The organism is Streptomyces lincolnensis (genome assembly GCF_001685355.1).
Taxonomy (GTDB): domain Bacteria; phylum Actinomycetota; class Actinomycetes; order Streptomycetales; family Streptomycetaceae; genus Streptomyces; species Streptomyces lincolnensis.
This window is the reverse complement of the sequence record NZ_CP016438.1, coordinates 3,779,429-3,802,259: the sequence shown is the minus strand read 5'-3', so window position 1 is coordinate 3,802,259 and position 22,831 is coordinate 3,779,429. Positions and strand designations below refer to the sequence as shown.

Annotated in this window: 16 protein-coding genes; 10 read left to right on the top strand and 6 right to left on the bottom strand. The window is 71.3% G+C overall.

Annotated elements, in window-relative coordinates:
• Window positions 1-15 precede the first annotated feature (15 nt).
• Complete coding sequence (locus SLINC_RS16745; protein WP_067445425.1) at window positions 16-1,173, top strand: acyl-CoA dehydrogenase family protein; 1,158 nt, start codon at window positions 16-18, stop codon at window positions 1,171-1,173.
• Window positions 1,174-1,219: 46 nt separating this feature from the next.
• Window positions 1,220-2,095 carry an acyl-CoA thioesterase gene (locus tag SLINC_RS16740; protein WP_067433154.1) on the top strand — a complete coding sequence of 292 codons (876 nt, stop codon included), beginning with the start codon at window positions 1,220-1,222 and terminating at the stop codon, window positions 2,093-2,095.
• Between the two features lie 30 nt (window positions 2,096-2,125).
• On the opposite strand, the gene SLINC_RS16735 is transcribed toward SLINC_RS16740, so the two are convergent.
• Window positions 2,126-2,914 carry a phosphatase gene (locus SLINC_RS16735; protein ID WP_067433146.1) on the bottom strand — a complete coding sequence of 263 codons (789 nt, stop codon included), beginning with the start codon at window positions 2,912-2,914 and terminating at the stop codon, window positions 2,126-2,128.
• A gap of 72 nt (window positions 2,915-2,986) precedes the next feature.
• A complete protein-coding gene (locus tag SLINC_RS16730; RefSeq protein ID WP_182449173.1) occupies window positions 2,987-4,444 on the bottom strand; it encodes a helix-turn-helix domain-containing protein in 1,458 nt (485 codons plus the stop codon).
• Between the two features lie 122 nt (window positions 4,445-4,566).
• Here SLINC_RS16730 and SLINC_RS16725 point away from each other — a divergent pair, with 122 nt between their 5' ends.
• From SLINC_RS16725 to SLINC_RS16715, 3 genes are all read left to right on the top strand, one after another.
• Window positions 4,567-6,024 (top strand): sodium:solute symporter family protein, encoded by a 1,458-nt coding sequence (locus SLINC_RS16725; RefSeq protein ID WP_067433140.1) that lies wholly within the window; start codon window positions 4,567-4,569, stop codon window positions 6,022-6,024.
• 75 nt (window positions 6,025-6,099) lie between these two features.
• The gene (gene speB, locus SLINC_RS16720; RefSeq protein ID WP_067433137.1) at window positions 6,100-7,068 is read left to right on the top strand and encodes an agmatinase; all 969 of its coding nucleotides are present in this window, start codon (window positions 6,100-6,102) and stop codon (window positions 7,066-7,068) included.
• Window positions 7,065-8,753, top strand: coding sequence for a thiamine pyrophosphate-binding protein (locus SLINC_RS16715; protein ID WP_067433134.1), 1,689 nt, complete (start codon window positions 7,065-7,067; stop codon window positions 8,751-8,753). The genes speB and SLINC_RS16715 overlap by 4 nt, the downstream gene beginning before the upstream one ends.
• Window positions 8,754-8,756: 3 nt before the next feature.
• Here SLINC_RS16715 and SLINC_RS16710 read toward each other — a convergent pair whose 3' ends face one another.
• Window positions 8,757-9,560 (bottom strand): endonuclease I family protein, encoded by an 804-nt coding sequence (locus tag SLINC_RS16710; protein ID WP_067433131.1) that lies wholly within the window; start codon window positions 9,558-9,560, stop codon window positions 8,757-8,759.
• Between the two features lie 193 nt (window positions 9,561-9,753).
• Complete coding sequence (locus tag SLINC_RS16705; RefSeq protein ID WP_067433128.1) at window positions 9,754-11,931, bottom strand: mannosyltransferase YkcB-related protein; 2,178 nt, start codon at window positions 11,929-11,931, stop codon at window positions 9,754-9,756.
• A 144-nt stretch (window positions 11,932-12,075) separates the two neighbouring features.
• Between SLINC_RS16705 and SLINC_RS16700 the strand changes: the two genes are divergently transcribed.
• From SLINC_RS16700 to SLINC_RS16680, 5 genes are all read left to right on the top strand, one after another.
• Window positions 12,076-12,918: a serine hydrolase gene (locus tag SLINC_RS16700; protein ID WP_067433125.1), complete on the top strand. Its 843-nt coding sequence runs from the start codon at window positions 12,076-12,078 to the stop codon at window positions 12,916-12,918.
• A gap of 48 nt (window positions 12,919-12,966) precedes the next feature.
• A complete protein-coding gene (locus SLINC_RS16695; protein WP_067433122.1) occupies window positions 12,967-13,986 on the top strand; it encodes an esterase-like activity of phytase family protein in 1,020 nt (339 codons plus the stop codon).
• A 110-nt stretch (window positions 13,987-14,096) separates the two neighbouring features.
• The gene (locus tag SLINC_RS16690) at window positions 14,097-17,831 is read left to right on the top strand and encodes an ABC transporter ATP-binding protein (RefSeq protein WP_067433119.1); all 3,735 of its coding nucleotides are present in this window, start codon (window positions 14,097-14,099) and stop codon (window positions 17,829-17,831) included.
• Window positions 17,832-17,924: 93 nt separating this feature from the next.
• Complete coding sequence (locus SLINC_RS16685; protein WP_067433117.1) at window positions 17,925-18,299, top strand: hypothetical protein; 375 nt, start codon at window positions 17,925-17,927, stop codon at window positions 18,297-18,299.
• 110 nt (window positions 18,300-18,409) lie between these two features.
• A complete protein-coding gene (locus SLINC_RS16680; RefSeq protein ID WP_067433114.1) occupies window positions 18,410-19,831 on the top strand; it encodes a S28 family serine protease in 1,422 nt (473 codons plus the stop codon).
• A 76-nt stretch (window positions 19,832-19,907) separates the two neighbouring features.
• On the opposite strand, the gene SLINC_RS16675 is transcribed toward SLINC_RS16680, so the two are convergent.
• The gene (locus tag SLINC_RS16675) at window positions 19,908-20,543 is read right to left on the bottom strand and encodes a hypothetical protein (RefSeq protein ID WP_067445423.1); all 636 of its coding nucleotides are present in this window, start codon (window positions 20,541-20,543) and stop codon (window positions 19,908-19,910) included.
• Window positions 20,544-20,654: 111 nt separating this feature from the next.
• Window positions 20,655-22,448 (bottom strand): glycoside hydrolase family 3 protein, encoded by a 1,794-nt coding sequence (locus SLINC_RS16670; protein WP_079164563.1) that lies wholly within the window; start codon window positions 22,446-22,448, stop codon window positions 20,655-20,657.
• Window positions 22,449-22,831 lie beyond the last annotated feature (383 nt).

The following is a 22,831-nucleotide window of genomic DNA, read 5'->3' as shown; positions in this document are numbered from 1 at the left end:
CTGGAGGTGGCGGCGGTGCGCCGTACCGTGTTCAACGAGGACCACGAAGCGTTCCGGGAGACCCTCCGGGCCTTCATCGAGGCCGAGGTCGTCCCGGTCTACGACGAGTGGTTCGCAGCCGGCCAGGCGCCGCGCGACTTCTACTACAAGCTCGCCGAGCTGGGTGTCTTCGGCATCCGTGTCGACGAGGAGTTCGGCGGCGCCGGCATCGACTCGTACAAGTTCGAAGCCGTGATGTACGAGGAGACGGCCCGCGCGGGCGTCCAGTTCGGCGGCTCCGGCGTGCACGTGCTGCTCGGTCTGCCGTACATCAAGATGCTCGCCACCGACGAGCAGAAGAAGCGGTTCCTGCCGAAGTTCGTCTCCGGCGAGGAGATGTGGGCCCTCGCGATGACCGAGCCGGGCACCGGCTCCGACCTCGCGGGCATGAAGACCACCGCCAAGCTGAGCGAGGACGGCACGCACTACGTCCTCAACGGCTCCAAGACCTTCATCACCGGCGGCGTCCACGCCGACCGCGTGATCGTCTGCGCCCGCACCTCGGCGCCCACCGCCGACGACCGCCGCTTCGGCATCTCCCTCTTCGCGGTGGACACCAAGTCCGAGGGCTACTCCATCGGCCGCAAGCTCGACAAGCTCGGCCTGAAGACCTCCGACACCGCCGAACTCGCGTTCGTCGACGTCAAGGTGCCCGTCGAGGACCTCCTCGGCGAGGAGAACAAGGGCTTCTACTACCTCGGCCACAACCTCGCCTCCGAGCGCTGGGGCATCGCCTTCGGCGCCTACGCGCAGGCCAAGGCCGCGGTCCGGTTCGCCAAGGAGTACGTGCAGGACCGCACCGTCTTCGGCAAGACCGTCGCCTCCTTCCAGAACACCAAGTTCGAGCTGGCCGCCTGCCAGGCCGAGGTGGACGCGGCCGAGGCCGTCGCCGACCGCGCGCTCGAAGCCCTCGACGCCGGTGAGCTGACGCCCGCCGAGGCCGCCAGCGCCAAGCTGTTCTGCACCGAGGTCGCCCACCGCGTGATCGACCGCTGCCTCCAGCTGCACGGCGGCTACGGCTTCATGAACGAGTACCCGATCGCCCGCCTGTACGCGGACAACCGCGTCAACCGCATCTACGGCGGCACCAGCGAGATCATGAAGTCGATCATCGCGAAGGACATGGGTCTGTAAGGCCGGCGAAACCCGAAGAAAAGACTGGCAGGTACAACTGTCTGCCATGAGCCAGACACTTCAGGATCTCCTCGATCTGCTCGACCTGGAGCAGATCGAGGAGAACATCTTCCGCGGCCGGTCCCGCCCCGCGATCATCCCGCGCGTCTTCGGCGGACAGGTCGCGGCCCAGGCACTGGTGGCCGCCGGGCGCACGGTCCCCGCCGACCGGCCCGCCCACTCGCTGCACGCGTACTTCCTGCGCGCCGGCGACCCGGGCGCGCCCATCGTCTACAGCGTCGACCGCATCCGCGACGGCCGCTCCTTCACCACCCGCCGGGTGGTCGCCGTCCAGCACGGCAAGCCGATCTTCCACCTGTCGGCGTCCTTCCAGGCGTACGAGGAAGGCCTCGACCACCAGGCCCCGATGCCGTCCGCCCCGGACCCGGCCACGCTGCCCACCTCCCAGGAGCGGCTGCGCGGCTACGGCCATCTCGACGCCGACGTGGTGGAACGCTTCCTGGAGACCCGCGAGTCGGTCGATCTGCGCTACGTCGAGGAGCCGCCCTACGGGGCCTTCGGCGAGCCGCGCGAGCCGCACTCCCAGGTGTGGTTCCGCACCAACGGCAAGCTCGACTGTGCTGCTGACGAACCGCTCCTGCACGTCGTCCTCGCCACGTACGTCTCCGACATGACCCTGCTCGACTCGGTCCTGCTCGCGCACGGCCGCGGCGGCTGGGCGGTCGGTGACGTCGTCGGGGCGTCCCTGGACCACGCGATGTGGTTCCACCGGCCCTTCCGCGCCGACGAATGGCTCCTGTACGACCAGGAGTCCCCGTCCGCGTCGGGCGGCCGGGGACTCGGTCAGGCCCGCATCTACACACAGGACGGCAGGCTCGCGATCTCGGTGATCCAGGAGGGCGTGATCCGCGTCCCCCGCTGAGCCGCCGGGGATCGGATGAGCCACTGGGGCTCAGACCAGCCCCGCCTCCGCCAGCAGATACGCCGTCATCGGGTCGTAGAAGCGGGGGCTGACCACGTGGTCGTCGAGCGGGACCGTCACCTGGACGGTGCCCTCGGCCTCGGCGAGGAAGAGCGCCGGGTCGTTGGAGTCGGCGTACCCGACGGAGTCCACGCCGTGCTGACCGGCGTAGCCCGCCCAGCCGTGGTCGGCGACGACCAGGTCGGGCAGCGGACGGCCCTCGCGCTCCAGGCCCGTGAGGATCGCCTTCATCGGCTCGCCGGAGTGCGTGTGCCACAGCGTGGCGCCGTGCTCCAGGACCGCCACGTCCGCGAACTGCATGACATAGCCCTCGTCCGTCTGGAGCCCGTCCGGGATCACCACGATCTCGCAGCCCGCCGTGCGCAGCGCGGCCGCCGTGGCCCGGTGCACGTCGAGCAGACCGCCCGGGTGACCGGTGGCGAAGAGCACCCGCTGCTGCCCGTCGGCCGCCTTGCGCAGCCGGCCCGCCATCCGCTCCAGGGCGGCCACCGTCAGCTCGGGGTCGATGGTGTCCTGGCCGTAGCGGTACTCCGGGTCGTCGTTGACCCCCACCCGCTCCGCCATCACCGCGAGCACGTCCTGCTCGTCGGTCCAGCGGTCGCCCAGCTCCAGGCCGAGCCAGAAGTTGCGGACGCCGTTCGCCAACTGGCGGTAGTGGGAGAGGTTGTTCTCACGCGGGGTGGCGACGTCGCCCGCGATACGGGTCTTCACAAGGTGGTCGACGAGGTCGGCGCGGCTGGGTGTCCCGGATATCGGCATGCCTCCCATTGTGAGGCAGCGGACTGGGCGGCCGCCCGCCGTCCCGCACCCTGGGACACGGGTCACGCCCCCTCACAGCCGCCGCAGCGCGAACCACAACTCCATCCGTACGTCCGGGTCGTCCAGGTCCGTCTCCAGCAGCGCCGCGCACCGGGCGATCCGCTGCCGCACGGTGTTGCGGTGCACGGCCAGCGCCACCGCGGTGCGGTCCCAACTGCCGTGCAGGGAAAGCCAGGCACGCAAGGTCTCGGTGAGCGCGGGGGTGCCGGTGAGCGGCGCGAGGAGGGCGCGGGCGTGGGCCTCCGCCTCGTCGGAGGGCACCAGGTCCGCGAGCGCCGGCCGGGCCCCGTGCCGGACCAGCTCGCCGCGGGTGGCGCGGGCCCGGGCCAGCGCCCGGGCCGCCTGGGTGTCGGCGTCGGCCCACTCCCGCGGACCGACGGCGGCGCTGACACCCAGCGTCCACCCCGGCTGCGGCGCCGGCTCCCACCGGGCCGGCACCAGCACGCGTACGACGTCCCGCGCCACGTCGACCAGCGGCGACCCGAGCGCGGCACCCAGCGCGGAGGCGGCGACGGGGTCGGGGGCGCCGGGGGTGTCCGGACCCGCGTGCACGACGAGCCACTCCCCGGCGCCCAGGAGAGCCGCCACGTCCTCGGGCGCCGCGCCCAGCAGCAGCCGTACGAGAGCGGACGACCGTGCGGTGCCCGTGCCGCTCTGGTGCTCGCCGGTGAGCAGCGACAGCAGTACGGCGGCCACCGAGGCGATGGTGTGGTCGCCGGGGTCCCGGCGCGGGGCGGCGACCCCGAGCACGAAGCCGTGCCCGGCGCCCAGGGCGTAGGCGGCGAGGTGCAGGCCGGCGGTGGTGTCGGTGGCGGTCGTGGAGGACCGCTCGGTGACCAGCCGGGCGAGACGCGCCAGTGCCTCGGCCGCCTCGCCCTCCGGCTCCCGCCCGGCCGACGCGATCTCGGTGCCCTCGGGGCCGTACAGCACCGCCCGGCCCGTCACCCGCCGGGCCAGTTGCCCCAGGACCGAGGGGACCGGGTGGGGGCGGGCGGCCGCGGCGGCCAGGCTCTGCTGGGCCTCCGTGACGCGGCGGAGCTCGGCGTGCCGGGCCTGGGCCATCAGCTGCCAGACCGCGCGGGCCACGCCGGAGAAGGTGGTCTGCGGCGGGACCTCGATGAGCGGCAGCTCGTACGCGTCGCAGGCCGCGACCAGCGCCCGCGGCACCCGGTCGTGCACCGGCGCCACCCCGAAGCCGAGGGCCGCGCCGCCCGCCGCGACGATCCTCGCCACGTAGTCGTCGAAGTAGGTCCCGGAACCGGCGGCCTCCGGGATGTGCACCCCGGCCGTCAGCAGCAGCTCGCCGCCCAGGAGATACGGGTACGGGTCCGCCATTTCGGAGGTGTGCGCCCAGTGGACGACCGCGGCGGGGTCCGCGGGCCCCGCGATCTGGCGCAGGGCCAGGTCCTCGCGGGCCAGGAGTGCGGCGAGGGGCACCGGTGGCGTGGGGGGAACGGCCGGGTCCGGCATGGTGTGCGTTCCCTCCACTCGACGTGTCGTGAATGGATGAAACGTACACTTCGCAGTCGCTTTCCGGCCACCTAGTGTCGATGCTCGTCACCCGCCGGCGACATCGAGCCGAAGGAGGCCCCGTGGCCGTCGACTACACCGTCATCGTCGTCTATCTGGCCGGCATGCTGGCCATGGGCTGGTGGGGCATGCGCCGCGCCCGGTCGAAGAGCGAGTTCCTGGTCGCGGGCCGCCGGCTCGGGCCCACCATGTACTCCGGCACCATGGCCGCGATCGTCCTCGGCGGCGCCTCCACCATCGGCGGCGTCGGCCTCGGCTACCAGTACGGACTCTCCGGCGCCTGGATGGTCTTCACCATCGGCCTCGGCCTGCTCGCCCTCAGCGTGTTCTTCTCGGCCCGCATCGCCCGCCTGAAGGTGTACACCGTCTCCGAGATGCTGGACCTGCGCTACGGCGGCCGGGCGGGCGTGATCTCCGGGGTGGTCATGTGGGCGTACACCCTCATGCTCGCCGTCACCTCGACCATCGCGTACGCCACGATCTTCGACGTCCTCTTCGACATGAACCGCACGCTCGCGATCGTGCTCGGCGGCTCGATCGTCGTCGCCTACTCGACGCTCGGCGGCATGTGGTCCATCACGCTCACCGACATGGTGCAGTTCGTGGTCAAGACGATCGGCGTGCTGCTCCTGCTCCTGCCCATCGCGGTCGTCAAGGCGGGCGGCTTCGGCGAGATGCGCGACGCGCTGCCCACGTCGTACTTCGACCCGCTCGGCATCGGCGGCGAGACGATCTTCACGTACGTCCTGATCTACACGTTCGGCATGCTCATCGGTCAGGACATCTGGCAGCGCGTCTTCACCGCCCGCAGCGACACGACCGCCCGGTGGGGCGGCACGGTCGCGGGCACCTACTGCCTGGTGTACGCCCTCGCCGGCGCCGTCATCGGCACGGCCGCCAAGGTGCTCTACCCGGACCTGGCCAACGCCGACGACGCCTTCGCGACCATCGTGAAGGACGAACTGCCCATGGGCGTACGGGGGCTGGTGCTGGCCGCCGCGCTGGCCGCGGTGATGTCGACGTCGTCCGGCGCGCTGATCGCCTGCGCGACCGTCGCCAACAACGACATCTGGTCGCGGCTGCGGGGGAGGACCGGCGCGGGCGGCGATCACGACGAGGTGCGGGGCAACCGCGCCTTCATCCTCATCATGGGGCTCGCGGTCATCGGCACGGCCATCGCGCTCAACAACGTCGTCGAGGCCCTGACCGTCGCCTACAACCTCCTCGTCGGCGGCCTCCTCGTGCCCATCCTCGGCGGCCTGCTGTGGAAGCGCGGCACCGCGCAGGGCGCCCTGGCCGCCGTGACCGTCGGCGGCCTCGCGGTCATCGGCCTGATGGCGGGCTACGGCATCCTCGCCAACGAGCCCGTCTACTACGGCCTGCTGTCCTCCCTGGCCGTGTATGTCGCCGTCTCCCTGGCGACCCCGGCGACCGACGCGGCCGTCCTCGCCGCCTGGCGCGAGCGGCTCGCCGGACGGGCACCCGAACCGGCGGCCGTCCCGGTTCCGGCGCCCCGCTAAAGTCGTACAAGAAGCAGAACAAAGTGTGGAAAACCATCCATACGCGATGAAGCGTAGGAAAGAAGGCAGTACCCCATGAGCAGCAACGAGACGCCCCGCGGCCCCGTCGACTCCTCCCGCATCCCGCGCTACGCCGGACCCGCGACCTTCGCCCGGCTGCCGCGCCTGGACGAGGTCGGCCGGGCCGATGTCGCCGTGGTCGGGGTGCCGTTCGACTCGGGTGTCTCCTACCGGCCGGGCGCCCGCTTCGGCGGCAACGCGATCCGCGAGGCGTCCCGGCTGCTCAGGCCGTACAACCCGGCGCAGGACGCGTCCCCCTTCGCGCTCGCGCAGGTCGCGGACGGCGGCGACATCGCCGTCAACCCGTTCGACATCAACGAGGCCGTGGAGACGGTCGAGGCGGCGGCGGACGACCTGCTGGGCACGGGAGCCCGCCTGATGACCCTCGGCGGCGACCACACGATCGCGCTCCCCCTCCTGCGCGCGGTCGCGAAGAAGCACGGCCCCGTGGCGCTGCTGCACTTCGACGCCCATCTCGACACCTGGGACACCTACTTCGGCGCCGAGTACACCCACGGCACGCCGTTCCGGCGGGCGGTGGAGGAGGGCATCCTCGACACCTCTGCCCTCTCCCACGTCGGCACCCGTGGCCCGCTCTACGGCAGGAAGGACCTGGACGACGACGAGAAGATGGGCTTCGGCATCGTCACGTCCGCGGACGTCATGCGGCGCGGGGTCGACGAGGTGGCCGACCAGTTGCGCCAGCGCGTCGGCGACCGCCCGCTGTACATCTCCATCGACATCGACTGCCTGGACCCGGCCCACGCGCCCGGCACGGGCACGCCGGAGGCGGGCGGCATGACCTCCCGGGAGCTGCTGGAGATCCTGCGGGGTCTGGCATCGTGCAACCTGGTGTCGGCGGACGTCGTCGAGGTGGCCCCCGCGTACGACCACGCGGAGATCACGTCGGTGGCGGCCTCCCACACCGCCTACGAACTGACCACGATCATGTCCCGCCAGATTGCAGAGGCCCGCGCGCAGTGACTCACGACCACGACCTGGTGCTCCGTCCGACGGAGGCGCAGATGTCCGCTGCTCTCAACCCTCCTCCCGGCCGCAACGGCGGAGACCTGGTCGTGGAGACGCTGGCCGGGCTCGGCGCGACGACCGTCTTCGGTCTGCCCGGCCAGCACGCGCTGGGCATGTTCGACGCGCTGCGCCGCTCCGACCTGAGGTACATCGGCCTGCGGGTGGAGAACAACGCGGGCTTCGCGGCGGACGCGTACGGGCGGGTGACGGGGGAGGCGGCGCCCTTGCTGCTGTCCACGGGCCCGGGCGCGCTGACCTCGCTGGCGGCGCTCCAGGAGGCGGCTGCCGCTTCGGCTCCCATCCTCGCCATCAGCAGCCAGGTCCCGACGGCCGGCCTGGGCGGCGGCCGCCACGGCTACCTCCACGAACTCCCTGACCAGGCGGCCTCGTTCCGGGGTGTGGTGAAGTCGGTCCACACCGTCCGCGCCCAGTCCCAGATCCCGTCCGCGATCGAGGCGGCCTGGAAGTCGGCCCTGACCGCTCCGCACGGCCCGGTGTGGGTGGAGATCCCGCAGGACGTGCTCCTCGCGGAGACCTCGATCCCGGTGGTGACGGGCGGCGACGCCTTCCCCGAGGAGCTGCCCCCGCGCCCCGAACTGACCGCCGTGGCGGCCGACCTGCTGTCACGCGCGGCCCGACCGGCGATCATCGCGGGCGGTGGAGTGGTACGGGCGGACGCGTCCGGCAAGCTGCGGCGGCTGGCGGAGACGCTTCAGGCGCCCGTCGTCACGACCCCCGGCGGCAAGGGCGCGTTCCCCTGGACGCATCCCCTCTCCCTCCAGTCCTGGATCGAGGACCGCCACACCACGGACTTCCTGGAGGACGCGGACGTCCTGCTGGTGGTGGGCTCGGGCCTGGGCGAACTGTCCTCCAACTACCACACGTTCAAGCCGCGCGGCCGGGTCGTCCAGATCGAGGCCGACCTCGGCAAGCTGGAGTCCAACCACCCGGCACTCGGCATCCACGCGGACGCGCGGCTCGCGTTGCAGGCGCTGCTTGAGACGGTGTCACCGAGGCAGGACACGGAGGCTCCGGAGCGTGTGCGTGAGGTGCTGACCCGCGTTGCGGACCGCATCGCCGACCAGGAACTCACCCTGGAACAACAGGTGCTGGCCTCGGTCCGGGCGGCCCTCCCGGCCGACTCCCCGTCCTTCTGGGACATGACCATCCTCGCCTACTGGGCCTGGTCCGCCTTCGACGCCAAGGGCCCCAACCACATGCACTCCGCCCAGGGTTCGGGCGGCCTCGGCTACGGCTTCCCGGCGGCGCTGGGTGCGGCGGTCGCGGATCCGACGCGTCCGGTCCTGGCGGTCTCGGGCGACGGCGGGGCTCTCTACTCCATCGCCGAACTGGCCACCGCCCGCCAGTACGACCTGAACGTCACCTGGCTCATCGTCGACGACGGCGGCTACGGCATCCTCCGCGAGTACATGACCGACGCCTTCGGCGAAACCACCGCGACCGAACTGACCCGGCCGGACTATGTCGCCCTGGCCGAGTCCTTCGGCGTCCCCGGGGTCCGCACGACCCCGGAGACGCTGTCGGACGACCTGTCGAAGGCGCTCGGGGCGCCGGGGCCTTCGGTGGTGGTTCTGCCGGCGGTGTTGCGGATGTTCGCGGCTACGCACCTGGGGGAGTGAGCCCTACCAGATCGCCTCGACCCACTCCGGGTGGTCGATGAACGGGTTGCGGTTCTTCTGGTAGGTGTCGTAGATGACCTGGTTGCGCTTCTCCTCGAAGGCGCTCGGCGGGTCCGCCTCGTTCCACGCCTTGAGGACGGCGAGCTTGCCCATGTAGGGGTTGGAGCCGTTGCCGACCTTCTCGTTGGGCTCCAGGTCGGCGAAGCCGTCGTCGCCCTCGTAGCGCACGGCCATGTAGAGGATCATGCGGGCCACGTCACCCCGGTCCGCGGCGCGCGGCGCGAAGGAGTCGGAGTCGACGGTGCTGCCGCCGCCGTTGGTGACGGAGCTGCCGCCGTTGTCGAAGTCCAGGTTGCCCCGGGTGCTGTTGATCGTCACGTCGCAGGGGCGCAGGTGGTGCAGGTCGGTGCCGGGGCCGGTCACCTCGCCGAAGTCGCCGTGGGACTTGGCCCAGGTGTGCTCGCGGTTCCAGTCGCCGACGTCGCCGCCGTTGAGGGACTTGCTGCGCGAGGCACCGCTGTACAGCAGGATCACGTTGTTGCTGTTGTTCGGGTCCTGGTCGGTGACCTTGAGCGCGTCCCAGACGGCCGAGTACGAGAGCTTCGTCTGGGGCGTGATGATCGTGTGCAGCGAGGACTTGAGGCTCGTACCGGTCTTGCCGATCGCGTTCTTGTAGTACGTCGAGTCGTACGCGGTCGTCGTGGCCGCGGCCGGGGTCGTGGTCACGACCGGGGCGGCGAGCCCGACCAGCACGGCGGCGGTGGTCAGCGCCACCGACTTCCAGCTCCGTATGCCTGTCGCCAGCATAAAGATGGTCCCATCTACGCGGGTTGAATGGAGGCGGCAGATGGGAGCGTGACATGCACATGCAGCCGTGTAAATGGACTGTGCGTGTCCATTGGGTGACCTGAAACGGCAAATCAGCCCTTGTCTACGCGAGTTGACACGTCGAGCGGCCCCCGACGCGTGTACATCGGGGGCCGCTCGACCGGGGGCCGGCTCAGCTGACGTCCGAGGGGTCCAGGCGGTAGACCGTCGACGTGTTCGTGTTCGACGCGGAAGCCGACTCCGACGTCGAGCTGTTGCCCGTGCCGTAGTCGCTCGCCTTCACCGCCGTGCCGTTCTTCTGCACCCAGGCGGTGATCTCCTGGTTGAGGCTGCTGTTGCCGCCCATTCCGCCACCGCCGAGCTGGATGTAGTGCAGCTCGCCCTTCTTCACCAGCTCCTTGAGCCTGGTGAGCGTCATCGCCTTGTCGGAGCCGGTGAAGCCCCACATGGAGATGACGGGCTTGTGGGTGCTCAGGATCAACTGGCCCGCGCTCTGCGAGTTGGACACCGCGAGCAGCCAGGTGGCGCCGTCCTGGTGCTTCTCCAGGTAGGAGATCAGCGCGCTGTCGACGGTGCCGCCCATGCCGCCACCGCCGCCCATGCCGCGGGGGCCACCGCTCGTGCTTCCGGGGCCGCCAGGAGCCGTACCGGACTCGCCGTTCTGGCCGCCGGGGGCCGTGCCGCCGCCGCCCGGGAACTCTCCGTTCGCCTGGCCGCCCTGCCGGGTGCCGTCCTGCTGGCCGCCGGGGCCGCCGCCGTTGCCGCCGAAGCCGCTCCGGCCACCGCCGCCACCGGGACCACCCATGCCGCCGCCGGTCGACGGGCCCGCCGTCGGGTTGGTGCCTCCCATGCCCCCGCCCGTGGAGGAGGCGAAGGCCGGGGACGCGGCGTACGCCGTCGGACCCGCGAGCGCCGCCACGACCGCCGCGACGACGGACGCGGCCAGCAGCCGCGCCCTGGTGCCGGAGCCCGCGGCGCGGAAGGCGAACAGCCCCACCGTCGCCAGGACCATGACCACGGCCACCGTCGGCCACAGCCAGGTGTTCCAGCCGCTCGCCCGGCGCAGCAGCACGATCGCCCAGACGCCCGTGACCGCGAGCCCGGCGGGCAGCACCCACGACCAGCGAGCGTCACCGGAGCGGAAGGCGCGCCACAGCAGCACCCCGCCGCCACCGCACAGCGCCGCGATGCCCGGCGCGAGCGCGGTCGTGTAGTACGGGTGCATGGTGCCCTCGGCCAGGGCGAAGGTCAGGTAGTGCAGCACCAGCCAGCCGCCCCACAGCACCAGGGCGGCCCGCGTGACGTCGGTGCGCGGGGCCCGCCCGCACCGCACCAGGCCGGCGACGAGCGCGATGCCGGCGAAGGGGATCAGCCAGGAGATCTGGCCGCCGAGGACGTCGTTGAACATCCGGCCGATGCCCGCGGTACCGGCGAAGGTGCCTCCGCCTCCACCGCCTCCTCCGCCCCCGCCTCCTCCGCCGTTGCCCTCGCCGCCCAGGACCCGGCCCAGGCCGTTGTAGCCCATGATCAGGTTCCAGGCGCTGCCGTCGGTCGAGCCGCCGATGTACGGCCGGTCGTCGGCGGGCACCAGGGACACGGCCGTCGCCCACCAGAAGCTGGCGACGGCCAGCGCGAGAGCCGCCAGGGCCAGGTTGACGGCCTTCTTCCGCCAGCCGAGCTTCGAGGCGTAGACGTACACGGCGAAGACGGCGGGCAGGGCGATGTAGCCCTGGAGCATCTTGGTGTTGAAGGCGAGCCCGAAGCAGACCGCGGAACCGATGAGCGGCAGCAGCCTGTCGTCGCGGGTGGCGCGCAGGGCGAGGGCCGCGCCGCCGACCATCAGCAGCACCAGGATCGTGTCGGGGTTGTTGTCCCGGTTGATCGCGACCGTGATCGGGGTGAGCGCGAGGACGAGCGCGGCGATCGCGGCCGCCGCGTGCCCGAAGGCCCGCTTCACCGAGGAGTGCAGGATCCAGATCGTGCCCAGCGCGGCCCCGACCTCGGGCAGCATCATCTGCCAGGTGCCGAAGCCGAACACACGGCACGACAGCCCCATGACCATCAGCGCGAACGGGGGCTTGTCGACGGTGAGGAAGTTCCCCGCGTCGAGCGAGCCGAAGAACCACGCCTTCCAGCTCTGCGTACCGCTGTAGATGGCCGAGCTGTAGAAGCTGTTGAGGCCGGACCCGGACAGGTTCCAGGAGTAGAGCACCGCCGCCAGCGCCAGGATCGCGAGCAGCGCGGGCAGCGACCAGCGGGGTGCCCTGTCCGGGGAGGCCGCGGGTGGGGCCGGCGGGGGCGGGTCGGGGGTCACGGTCGGGTGGGGGCGGGGATCGGTGGCTGATGTCACCCGCGCATCGTGCAGAGCCCAGGTGGGTGCGGGCTGTGGCCTACCTGGTGCCTTCCTGTGAATAAGTCCGGGCGGAAGTAACGGCTCGCACAAGTTTTCCCTGTCCCTACAACCGTTCCCGTGGGCTCGTGGGTCAACTGGTGCATGACCAACGGGATATCCAGACGTGCGAGATGGGTCGCCGGGGGCGCGCTCGTCGCATGTGTCGTCGCCGCCACGCCCGCCCAGGCCGCCGCCGCACCGGCCGTCAGCTGCACGTCCGCCAAGGCGGGCCTCGCCGCCAAGCTGAAGAAGGACATCACCGCGGCCCTCGCGAACCGCAAGGGCACGATCGCGGTCGGCCTCTACGACCGCAGCACCAACACCACCTGCTCGCTGAGGGCGTCCACCGCCTTCGACTCCGCGAGCGTCGTCAAGGTCACCGTCCTCGCCGCGCTGCTGTGGGACGCGAAGAAGCACAACCGGTACCTGACCGACACCGAGGCCTCACTCGCCAAGGCCATGATCACCAAGTCGGACAACGCGGCCACCAGCAAGCTCTGGAAGCAGCTGGGGATGACGAAGATCAAGGGCTTCCTCACCGCGGCCGGCATGACCCAGACCAAGCCCGGCGCGAACGGCTACTGGGGACTGACCCAGATCACCGTCACCGACGAGCAGAAGCTGCTCAAGCTGATCACCGCCAAGAACGCGGTCCTCAGCGACAACGCCCGCGCGTACATCCTGAAGCTGATGAGCCAGGTCGTCTCCTCGCAGCGCTGGGGAACACCGTACGGCGTGCCGTCCGGCGTCACCGTCGCCCTCAAGAACGGCTGGCTGTCACGGGCCTCCAACGGCTGGCGCGTCCACAGCATCGGCGCCTTCAAGGGCCGCGGCCACGACTACGTGATCACGGTGCTCACGCACGGCAACAGCACCATGGACTACGGCAAATCGACCATCCAGGGCGTCTCCAAGGTCATCCACAAGGACCTCGCCGCGAGCTGACGCCTCACGGTCTCCCGTACGTCACCCTCGCGTCCTACGGTGGCGCCCATGCGCCTGAGAACCGTACTCGCGACCACCACCGCGGCCCTGGCGGCGGCCACCTGTCTGTCCGCCGCCGGGCCCGCCGGTGCCGTCGTGCGGCACCACGCCTGCTCCCCGTCCGTCTCCATCGACCGCTTCTCCGACGCGCTCGACAAGACGACGTACGACGACACCTTCGTCGGCAACCTCTCCGCGCTCGCGGTGGACAAGGACGGCTCGCTCGCCGCCCTCTCCGACCGCTCCGCGCTCTTCGACCTGGACGCCAGGAGCCTCGCGCCGACGTCCGTGGTCCCGCTCGCCGACGAGAGCGGCGCGGCGCTCGACTCCGAGGGCCTGGTCGTCGACCGGGACGGCACCCGGCTGATCACCTCCGAGACCGAGCCCTCGATCCGCCGCTACTCGGCGGACGGCCGGATCCTCGACCGGCTCCCGGTCCCGCCGTCCCTCCGGGTCGCCCCGGCCGGCCGGGCCGTCTCCAACGGCACCTTCGAGGGCCTGACCCTGCTCCCCGGCGGCCGCACCCTGCTGGCGTCCATGGAGTACGCGCTCTCCGGCGACAGCCCGGGCCTCGTCCGCTTCCAGACCTGGCAGCGGCACGGCACGTCCTTCCGGCCCGGCGCCCAGTACGCCTACCCCGTCGACGCCGGGCTCGGCGTCCCCGAGGTCCAGGCCACCCCCGACGGCCGCCTCCTCGTCCTGGAACGCGGCTTCACCCCGGGCGTCGGCAACACAGTCCGCCTCTACCTCGCCGACCCGCGCCACGCCACGGACACCGGCGGTGTCGAGAACCTCACGGGCCAGAGCGGCGTACGCCCGATCAGGAAGACCCTGCTGACCGACCTCGTGACCTGCCCGTCACTGGGAGCGACCGCCAAGCAGCCCCAGCCGAACCCCCTGCTCGACAACATCGAGGGCATGGCGATCACGGGGTACTCGAAGGGCCGCCTGAAGGTACTGCTGGTCAGCGACGACAACCAGAACGCGGTGCAGACGACGCGGTTCTCTTACCTGCGCGTACGTATCTGACCCTTCACTCCCGGTCTGGTCATTCACCCCCGTTCTGTTGCGGAGGGATGAAATCCGCTTCGTTCCGTGTTGGTGCCTTCCGGAAGATCAGGTCTGAAGGAGGGCACCGCGTGGCAGCGCAACAGGGGGAGCGGCGGCAGGGCTGGGCGCGCAGGCTCGCGGGATACGCGTGGCGTCACCCCGTGGACACCGTCCTCGCCCTCGGCTCCTCCCTGGTCGGCATGGCCGTCATGGCCGTCGTCCCGCTGATCACCAAGGTGATCATCGACGACGTCATCGGCGACCACAGCCGCGACATGGCCCCCTGGGCGGGAGCCCTGATCGGAGCGGCCCTCGTCGTCTACGCGCTCACCTACGTCCGCCGCTACTACGGCGGCCGCCTCGCCCTGGACGTCCAGCACGACCTGCGCACGGAGATGTTCGGGACGATCACCCGCCTCGACGGCCGCCGCCAGGACGAGCTGTCCACCGGGCAGGTCGTCGGCCGGGCCACCAGCGACCTCCAGCTGATCCAGGGCCTGCTGTTCATGCTCCCGATGACCATCGGGAACTTCGCGCTCTTCCTGGTCTCCCTCGTGGTCATGGCGTGGCTGTCCCTGCCGCTCACCCTGGTCGCCCTGGCCGTCGGCCCGGCGATCTGGTGGATCGCGAAGCGCTCCCGCGGCAAGCTGCACCCGGCCACCTGGTACGCGCAGGCCCAGGCCGCCGCCGTGGCGGGCGTGGTCGACGGGGCCGTCAGCGGCGTCCGTGTGGTGAAGGGCTTCGGGCAGGAGGACCAGGAGACCGGCAAGCTCCGGGAGGTCAGCCGCCGGCTGTTCGCCGGCCGCCTGCGCACGATCCGCTTCAACTCCCGCTACACCCCGGCCCTCCAGGCCGTCCCCGCGCTCGGCCAGGTCGCGATGCTCGCGGTCGGCGGCTGGCTCGCGGTCCGCGGCCACATCACGCTGGGCACGTTCGTGGCCTTCTCCACCTACCTCGCGCAGCTCGTCGGCCCGGTCCGGATGCTCGCCATGGTCCTCACGGTCGGCCAGCAGGCCCGCGCGGGCACCGAACGCGTCCTGGAGCTCATCGACACCGAGCCGTCGATGACCGACGGCACCAAGGAACTCCCCGCCGACGCCCCCGCCACCGTCGAGTTCGACGACGTCTCCTTCGGCTACGACGGGGACCGCGCCGTCCTGTCGGGCCTCAGCTTCGAGATCCGCCCCGGCGAGACCCTCGCCGTCGTCGGCTCCTCGGGCTCCGGCAAGTCCACCGTCTCCCTGCTCCTGCCGCGCTTCTACGACGTCACCCACGGCGCCGTCCTCATCGGCGGCCACGACGTCCGCGAACTCACCCTCGACTCGCTCCGGGCGGCGATCGGCCTGGTCCCGGAGGACTCCTTCCTCTTCTCCGACACGGTCCGCGCGAACATCGCCTACGGCCATCCCGAGGCGACCGGGGAGGAGATCGAGCGGGCCGCGCGCGCCGCCCAGGCCGACCGCTTCATCGCCGAGTTGCCCGAGGGTTACGACACCAAGGTCGGCGAGCACGGCCTGACCCTCTCCGGCGGCCAGCGCCAGCGTGTCGCCCTCGCCCGCGCCATCCTCACCGACCCGCGGCTGCTCGTCCTGGACGACGCCACCTCCGCCGTGGACGCCCGCGTCGAGCACGAGATCCACGAGGCCCTCCAGCAGGTCATGGCGGGCCGCACGACCCTGCTCATCGCCCACCGCCGCTCCACCCTGAACCTCGCCGACCGCATCGCCGTCCTCGACGACGGGCGGCTCGCCGACATCGGCACCCACGACGAGCTCCAGGAACGCTCCGCGCTCTACCGGCGCCTGCTCACCGACCCCGACGAACTCGGCGGCGTCTCGCCCGGCCACGCCCGGCCCAGCTGCCCGCAGGAGGACACCTCCGTACGGGAGGAGCTGGACGCCGAGTTCGACGCCGAGCGCGGGGTGACGCCCCGGCTGTGGAGCGGCGACCGCGAGCGCAAGGACCTCGCTCTCGCCGAGACCCCCGCCACCCCGGAACTCCTCGCCGAGGTCGACGCGCTGCCCCCGGCCACCGACACCCCGGACATCGACGAGGCACGAGCGGTCACCCCCGAGGAGTCGTACGGCCTGCGCAGGCTCCTCAAAGGCTTCGGGCGGCCGCTGCTGATCAGCCTGGGCCTGGTCGCCGTGGACGCCGGAATGGGCCTGCTGCTGCCGGTGATGATCCGGCACGGCATCGACGACGGCGTCTCCCGGATGGCGCTGGGCGCGATCTGGGTCGCCTCCCTGCTCGCCCTGCTCACCGTGTTCGTCCAGTGGCTCGCGCAGATCGGCGAGACCCGGATGACCGGCCGCACCGGCGAGCGGGTCCTGTACTCGCTGCGCCTGAAGATCTTCGCCCAGCTCCAGCGGCTCGGGCTCGACTACTACGAGCGCGAGCTGACCGGCCGGATCATGACGCGGATGACGACGGACGTCGACGCCCTGTCGACCTTCCTCCAGACCGGCCTGGTCACCGCGTTCGTCTCGGTCGTCACCTTCTTCGGCATCATGGTCGCCCTGCTGGTGATCGACCTCGAACTCGCCCTCGTCGTCTTCGCGACCCTGCCGCCGCTGATCATCGCCACGTACTTCTTCCGCCGGGCGAGCGTGAAGGCGTACGAACTGGCCCGTGAGCGCGTCGCGTTGGTCAACGGCGACCTCCAGGAGTCGGTGTCCGGGCTCCGGATCGTGCAGGCCTTCCGGCGCGAGCGGGACGGCGGGGCGCGGTTCGCCGAGAGCAGCGACAGCTACCGCAGGGCCCGTATCCGGGGCCAGTGGCTGATCTCCGTCTACTTCCCCTTCGTCCAGCTGCTGTCGTCCGTGGCGGCGGCCGCCGTCCTTGTCGCGGGCGCGGGCCGTATCGACGACGCCACGCTGACCACGGGCGCCCTGGTCGCCTACCTCCTCTACATCGACCTGTTCTTCGCCCCCGTCCAGCAGCTCTCCCAGGTCTTCGACGGCTACCAGCAGGCGTCGGTGTCGCTGGGCCGTATCCAGGAGCTGCTCCGCGAGCCCACCTCGACCAAGGACGCCGACGAGCCCCTCGATGTGCTGTCCCTGCGCGGCGACATCGCCTTCGAGGACGTGCACTTCGCGTACGGCGAGGAGGAAGAGGCGCTGAGCGGGATCGAGCTGGCCATTCCCGCCGGGCAGACCGTCGCCTTCGTCGGGGAGACCGGCGCCGGCAAGTCCACCCTGGTCAAGCTGGTGGCCCGGTTCTACGACCCGACTGGCGGCCGGGTGACGGTCGACGGCACGGATCTGCGCGCCCTGGACATCACCTCGTACCGCCACCGCCTCGGCGTCGTCCCGCAGGAGGCGTACCTCTTCCAGGGCACCGTCCGTGACGCCATCGCCTACGGCCGGCCCGAGGCCACCGACGCCGAGGTGGAGGCGGCGGCCCGGGCGGTCGGCGCCCACGAGATGATCGCCACCCTGGACGGCGGCTACCTCCACGAGGTCGCCGAACGCGGCCGCAACCTCTCCGCCGGACAGCGCCAGCTGATCGCGCTGGCCCGGGCCGAGCTGGTCGACCCCGACATCCTCCTGCTGGACGAGGCGACGGCCGCCCTGGACCTCGCCACCGAGGCCCAGGTCAACCAGGCCGCCGACCGCCTCGCCAGCCGCCGTACGACACTCGTGGTCGCCCACCGGCTTACGACGGCCGCCCGTGCGGACCGCGTGGTCCTCATGGCCCACGGCCGTGTCGCGGAGGACGGCACCCACGAGGAGCTGCTGGCCCGGGGCGGACAGTACGCCGAGCTGTGGCGCACGTTCGTCGGCGCGGCGGAGCCCGAGGAGCCGGCTGTCGCGTCCCAGTGACGGTCGCGCAACCATCCGACACACGTCCTGCGTCCGTACACCAGTACGCAACATGGCCGGGGTGCGGGAGGGACGACAGTGAACCGTGGTGGGATGCGCCGGCGCCTCGCGCTCGGTCTGGCCGTGCTGACCGCGTCCGGGACCTTCACGCTCACGATGCCGGGCAGTGCCCACGCCGCCGCCGAGTCCTGCGCGGGCCGCAAGGTCAAGACGCTGACGTTCTCGACGGGTTCCGTGCAGATCCACAAGCGGCGCGGCACGGTCTGTGTGATCACTCTGCCCAAGAAGCCCGGAATACGGCAGTACATGATGGTCAGCGTCCAGGCGCGCGGTTTCCACCCGAACAAGGACGAGGGCCAGTACTCGCGTTTCGCCGGGCCGAGGGAGACACACGCCGGCCGCCGCTGCGTCAAGGTGAAGGGCGCGGTCGGCGGCGGATCGGTCGGCACCGGCTGGATTCTCTGCTGAACAACGGTTTCCCTAGAGGGTTTTCCCCATGAAGTCCGCAACTCCCCTGTGCACGGGCCACTTGATCCGCTAGCTTCCGGCGGACATCTGACATCACCTGGGGAGGGTGCATGCGCAAGGCGCTCAGATGGCTGCTGGCGCTCACCGTGCTGATAGGCACGTTGACGACGGCGGGCGCGGCCACCGCCGCCGAGCCCGAGGCCACCGCCACCACGGACATCAAGGAACAGCTGCTCTCCATACCGGGGATGAGCCTGATCCAGGAGAAGCCGTACACCGGCTACCGCTACTTCGTCCTCAACTACACCCAGCCGGTCGACCACCGGCACCCCTCCAAGGGCACCTTCCAGCAGCGGATCACCGTGCTGCACAAGGACGTCGCCCGCCCGACGGTCTTCTTCACCAGCGGCTACAACGTCTCCACGACGCCCCGCCGCAGCGAGCCGACCCAGATCGTCGACGGCAACCAGGTCTCCCTGGAGTACCGCTTCTTCACCCCGTCCCGCCCCGACCCGGCGAACTGGTCCAAGCTGGACATCTGGCAGGCGGCCAGCGACCAGCACCGCGTCTTCAAGGCGCTCAAGAAGATCTACGCCAAGAACTGGATCTCCACCGGTGGCTCCAAGGGCGGCATGACCGCCACCTACTACGAGCGCTTCTACCCCCGTGACATGGACGGCGTCGTCGCCTACGTGGCCCCCAACGACGTGGTGAACCACGAGGACTCGGCCTACGACCGCTTCTTCGCCACCGTCGGCACCAAGGAGTGCCGCGACCGGCTGAACGGCGTGCAGCGCGAGGCGCTGGTGCGCCGCGAGCCGCTGGAGAAGAAGTACGCGGCCTACGCGCAGGAGAACGGCCTCACCTTCGAGACCATCGGCAGCCTGGACAAGGCCTACGAGGCCGTCGTCCTCGACTACGTCTGGGGCTTCTGGCAGTACAGCCTGCTCGAAGGCTGCGGCCAGATCCCGGCCGACGCGAAGACGGCCACCGACGACGAGATCTGGTCCTCCGTCGACACCATCGTCGGCTTCAGCGCCTACGCCGACCAGGGACTGGAGCCGTACACGCCGTACTACTACCAGGCCGGCACGCAGCTCGGCGCGCCGACGATCCACTTCCCGCACATCGAGAAGCAGTACATCCGCTACGGCTACCAGCCGCCGCGGAACTTCGTCCCGCGTGACATCCCGATGAGGTTCCAGCCGTCGGCGATGCGTGACGTGGACACCTGGGTCCGCCACAACGCCCGTCACATGCTCTACGTGTACGGCCAGAACGACCCGTGGGGCGCCGAGCCCTTCCGTGTCGACAAGGGCGCCAAGGACTCCTACGTCCTCACCGCCCCCGGCATGAACCACGGCGCCAACGTCGCCGGCCTCGACGCCGACGAGGAGGCCTTCGCCACCGCCCGCATCCTGGACTGGGCGGGCGTCTCCGACACCGCCGTGGAACAGGCCAAGCCGCTGGCGAAGTTCGACGCGAAGCTGGACAAGAGGAACGTGGAGCGCGAGTTCACCCTGCGCCCGTGAGCAGATGACGTCCGTGGGCGGATGAGCAGTCCCGCTCGGGCGGCCGACCGGTTCACCCAACCGGTCGGCCGTCGTGTCATACGGGCCGCGCGCACCCCACCGGGCGCTCGCCGCCGAGCTGGACGTACAGGGCGGTGGACAGCGGGCACCGGTCGCGCCGGGTGACCGCCTCGGTCACCTTGTACTCGGGGCGCTTGCGGCCCGTGCCGTCGCACGCGGTCTCGCGGACCTGCCCGTCGCCCAGGCTGTAGACGCAATCGCCCTGGATGGTGCGGGGCCCACCCCCGCCGCCCGGATCGCCCGGGTGCGGCGGCTGGAGGTTGCGCATACAGGCGTAGCCCTGGGGGATCGCCCCGTCGCCGTCCTCGTCGGAGACCGGGCTCTGCTCGCTGATGTGCAGGACGAAGTCCGTGGTCCCCGGGCAGGCCGGACCGTCGCCGGCCGTGCCGTCGTGACGCGCCACGACCTTGGCTGCCGCTCGCTCGCTGCGGCAGCCGACCTCGGTGAAGCTGGTCGTACCGAAGGAACTGCACTCGTCGACGGCGAGGAACACCGCTCCGAACCCGGAGGTCCGGGCGGGTGCGGGTGACGCCCCGGTGGTGAGGCGGCCGTCCTTCCCGCCGTCGCCGCCCGGTCCCTGACAGCCCGTGAGCAGGGTGGCGAGCAGCGCCATCAGCGCACACACCGCCCCCACGGAACAACTCTCACGCATCGCCATCCCCCGACACCCCCGACCAGCGTGACCCGCCGCGGCGGGCACACGCCAGACGTGCGGGGGGCTTTGCGCCTTTCGGGGGTGGTGTACCGGTTGGTTGACGTACGTCTAGTACGTCAGCCCATGCCCGACCGGATACAGAACCCGCGCCGGATCGTCCGCCCGCTGCACCGGAACCGGCAGTTTCCCGCGGGGCGCGACCCGCCCCGCGATCACCCGTGCCGCCGCCCGGAGTTCGACGTCGGTCCAGGAGTAGGCCGCCAGGTACGCCGGCACGGACGGCAGGTGGGCCACGTCGTACGGGTTGCGGATCGCGACCGCGACCACCGGCGTGCCGGTCGCCGCCACCTGCTCGACCAGCGTCTTCTGCGCACTGGTCGCCGAGACGTTGTACGTCCCGACCACCACCGCGTCCGCCTCCCGCGCCGCCGCGACGGCCCGCGCGATCGTGGCGGCGGAGGGCGCGGTGCCCGTGGACAGGGCGGTGGCCGTGAAGCCCAGTTCGGTGAGGGCGGCGGCGAGGACCCCGGTGGGCGGGCCGGTCGTGCCGGACGGCGAGGCGGGGTCGGCGCCGACGACGAGGACCTTGGGGTGCTCGCGGCGGTCGAGCGGCAGCAGGCGCCCCTCGTTGACCAGCAGCGTGGTCGTCCGCTCGGCGATCCGGTCGGCCGCCGCCAGATGCGCCCGGACGCCGACCGTGCGGGTGACCCCGGCCTGGCTGACGTACGGCGCCTCGAAGAGCCGCAGCTTCGCCTTCAGCCGCAGCACGCGCAGGACCGACGCGTCGAGCCGTTCCTCGGTGAGCTCTCCGTCCTGTACGGCCTTCAGGACCGCCTTCCACGCGACGTCCAGGGAGGGCGGGTTGAGGAGCTGGTCCACCCCGGCCTTGAGCGCGAGCACGGGCACCCGGTCGTCGCCGTACTTGGTCCGTACGCCCTCCATGCCCAGCGAGTCCGTGACCACCACCCCGTCGTAGCCGAGCTCCTCGCGCAGGATGCCGGTGAGGATCGGGTGGGAGAGGGTGGCCGGGTCGCCGGAGTCGTCGAGGGCCGGGAACTGGATGTGCGCGGTCATGATCGAGTCGATGCCGGCGCGGATCGCGGCCCGGAAGGGTGCGGCGTCCAGCCGCTCCCACAGCTCGCGGCTGTGCGTGATGACCGGGAAGCCGTAGTGGCTGTCGACGGCGGTGTCCCCGTGCCCGGGGAAGTGCTTGGCGGTCGCGGCGACCCGGGCGCCCTGGTAGCCGGCGACCTCGGCGGCGACGAGGGCGGAGACCGCACGGGGGTCCGAGCCGAAGGAGCGCACCCCGATGACCGGGTTGGCCGGGTTGACGTTCACGTCGGCGACGGGGGAGTAGTTCTGCCCGATGCCGAGCGCCTTCAGCTCCCGTCCGGCGATCCGGCCGAGAGCGCGGGCGTCCTCGCGGGAACCCCCGGCGCCGACCGCCATCGCCCCCGGGAAGAGGGTGGCGGGCTCGCCGACCCGGCACACGATCCCGTGCTCCTGGTCGGTGGAGACCAGGACGGGCAGGCCGCGCGGCTGGGTGAGGGAGGCCCGCTGGATGCCGTTGGACAGGTCCGCGATCTGGTGCGGATCCCGGGTGTTGTGCGCCCAGGTGAAGTAGATGATCCCGCCGACCCGGTACTTCGCGACGAGTTCGGCCGCCGTGCGGACGCCGATCTCCTTCAGGTTGGCGTCGATGTCGGCCTGGTCGGGGGCGGTGGCGGAGTGGCCGTAGACCCGCGACACGAAGAGCTGGCCGACCTTCTCCTGAAGTGTCATACGGGAGATGAGGGAGCGGAGCTTCTTGTCGTCGTGGCCACCGGCCTGTGCGGGGGTGCCGGTCGCCAGGGCGGCGGTGACTCCCGCCGTGGCGGCGAGGACGGTACGTCTGGAGGGCACGTGCGCTCCTTCCGGAGATGATCCGCTGAAGGAAACTTCCGAGAGGTCACCAATATCCGGGAAGTTTCTGCCAGTCAAGGGTCACGGCACCTGCTCACCCGTCCCCTGCACCCCGTTCCTCCCGGCTGCACCAACTTCGGGAAATCGGGGCGGAGCCGGGAACCCCGCTTCCCTCCCGCCCGTCCAACCCGCAAGCTGCCGGAGAGTCACCGCGGTGCGGTGTCGGCCTCGCTGCTGGCTGCGAACGCTGACGAACCCTCTCCGCCGTACCGCGGCCGGCAGCATGTCGCCATCGGCGCGCCCCCCTCCAACAGCGCCGATGGCGGCCCCCATCCCCGGCCCCATCCTCGGTTTTCGGGGCCGTGCCGTTCCATCCCGTGGAC